Raw genomic sequence first — 2,157 nt, 5'->3', positions numbered from 1 at the left:
CCGGCTTAGGCGCCGAAGCGGGCGCAGCAGCCGAAGCGGGAGCAGGCGCCGACGCAGGCGCCGGGCCGTCAGCCGAAGCAGGTGCAGGTGCAGACGCCGCCGCAGGCGCCGCCCCCGAAGCCGGCACCGCCCCGGACGCCGCCGTCGGCGCGGCAGCCCGCATCGCGGCCGGCGCCGCCACGGCCGATGCCGCGGCCGGCACGGCATTCGCGCCCGATCCAGGCGCGACCCCCGGCGCCGAAAGCGGCACCGGCGCCGCGGGCGGCGTCGGCACGACCGGTGTCGTCATCTTCAGCGGTTCGCCCTGCGGCGTCGGCGCGGGTTCGGGCAGCGGCGCGACGGGTTCCTTCTCGGCGGCCTTCACGGTTGCGCGGTCGCGGCGCGCCGGGTCGATCTTCAGGAAATGGTCGACGAGCGTGAAGAAGCGCTCATAGAACACGCCGGCGGGAATCGTCTCGCTCGCGGTCTTGACGAGCGCGTCGTCGCTCGACCCGATCGGCAGCGACAGCGAGCCGAACACGCTCAAGCCGACGCTGGCCGACGTATTCGACTTCTTCAGCGTATAGCGGTCCTGCACCGCGTTCACGTACGCGATGCTCGACGAGCCGTCCGCATTCGCGTCCGCGCACACGACGTGAAACTCGATCACGACGTGCATGTCGTTGCTCGGCTGGAAATTCTTGCTGCCGTCGACCGCGTCGTTGCGCGACGACGACACCACGTAGCCCTGGCTCAGCAGCGCGCGCCGCGCGGCCTCGCAGGCCGCGTCGGATTTCGAGTGGAACGTGTGCGCATACGGGCTGGTGGTCGCGTCGAACTGTTCCTGCTGGTAGATCGGCTTGGGCGGCGACGAGCATGCCGCCAGCACGGTCGCGACCGCGAGCGCGCACGAAACGGAAAACAGGCGAAATCGGTTGTGCATGGCGTCTTTCAGAAGGCTCGGCGAGAGGCGGCGCAACGGGAGTGCCCGGATTGATGCGCGCGCACATCTCGTATGGCCGGGGCGACATTATAGTTTCGTTTGATGTCGCGCTCGCTTCAGTCGGCCGGCGCGCCGCGCGCCGCGGCCAGCAATTGCGCCGTCAGCGGATGATGTTCGCCGCGCCGGGAGCGGATCGCGTGGATCTCCTCGGTCACGTCGCCCGCGCGCCCGAGCCGCCTGAGCCCGCGCAGCAGCGACGCATCGTTCGCGCCGAGTTCGCTCAGTGGAAACACGCCGAGGCCGCGCGCCGCGAACACGGCCATCAGCGCGCTGTCCTCGAATTCGCCGGCCACGCGCGGCACGATCCGCTCGCTTTCCAGCCATCGGTCGAGATGGGCGCGCAATGCCGAATGCGCGGTCGGCAGCAGCACCGGCAGCTCGGCCAGACATTGCGGAAAGCGCTGGCGCGCGGCCGGCGTGACGAGTGCCGCGGGCCCGTACCAGTCGACCGGCGACGCGACGAGCCGCTCGCTCGTCACGCGCAGGTTCGACCCGGACGGCGCGCCCTGACCGGCCAGCACGAGATCCAGATGATGCAGCGCGAGTTCCGCGAGCAGCGCGTCGTGCTCGCCCTCGTGGCACAGCAGGCGCAGTGTGGGCGTGTCGAGCACCGGGGCGAGGATCGCGTGCGCGGCAAGCTTGGAGATGCCGTCCGCGAGGCCGACCGCGAGCCGCACGGTCGGCTGGCTGGCCGCCGCGCGCACGTCGTCGGGAATCAGCCGGCCCATCTCGAAGATGATTTCCGCGCGTGCAAAGGCGGCCTGCCCGGCGTCGGTCATCGCGACACCGCGCCCGGCGGGGCGCAGTAGCTGGTGCCCGAGCGATTTCTCCAGTTCGCGCACCTGCGCGCTGATCGTCTGCACGGCCATGTCGAGCCGCTCGGCCGCACGCGCGAAGCCGCCTTCCTTCACCACGACCCAGAAATAGTACAGATGTCGGAAATTGAGCATCGGCGCGCGATATATCGAAAAAACCGAACCTAAAGTCAGATTCTCTCTGATTTTTGCGAAGTTCGGGGCGTCATATCATCAGGCTTTCCACTTTCGTATCGGCCCCGCCCATGGACTACCTGCTGACGCTTGCCCACCGACCCCGCCGTCTGGGCCGCGCTCCTGACGCTCGTCGTGAGTGGAAGTCGTGCTCGGCATCGACAACCTGATCTTCATCTCGATCCT

General features: G+C 69.2%; 2 protein-coding genes. Both read right to left on the bottom strand.

Translation table 11 applies throughout. The features are described 5' to 3' along the window. On the bottom strand, positions 1-922 hold a 922-nt coding region (locus tag JMF90_RS34470), incomplete at its 3' end, for a DUF2242 domain-containing protein (protein ID WP_201326105.1). A 116-nt stretch (positions 923-1,038) separates the two neighbouring features. Next, positions 1,039-1,932: a LysR family transcriptional regulator gene (locus JMF90_RS34465; protein ID WP_201316802.1), complete on the bottom strand. Its 894-nt coding sequence runs from the start codon at positions 1,930-1,932 to the stop codon at positions 1,039-1,041. Between the last annotated feature and the right edge of the window lie 225 nt (positions 1,933-2,157).

Origin of the sequence: Burkholderia sp. E168m23 (assembly GCF_016586125.1) — a bacterium.
Taxonomy (GTDB): domain Bacteria; phylum Pseudomonadota; class Gammaproteobacteria; order Burkholderiales; family Burkholderiaceae; genus Burkholderia; species Burkholderia orbicola.
This window is presented reverse-complemented; position numbering and strand designations above follow the sequence as displayed.

Coding starts and splice junctions, on each gene's coding strand:
- JMF90_RS34465 (WP_201316802.1), bottom strand. CDS start 1,932: ATGCTCAATTTCCGACATCTGTACTATTTCTGGGTCGTGGTGAAGGAA.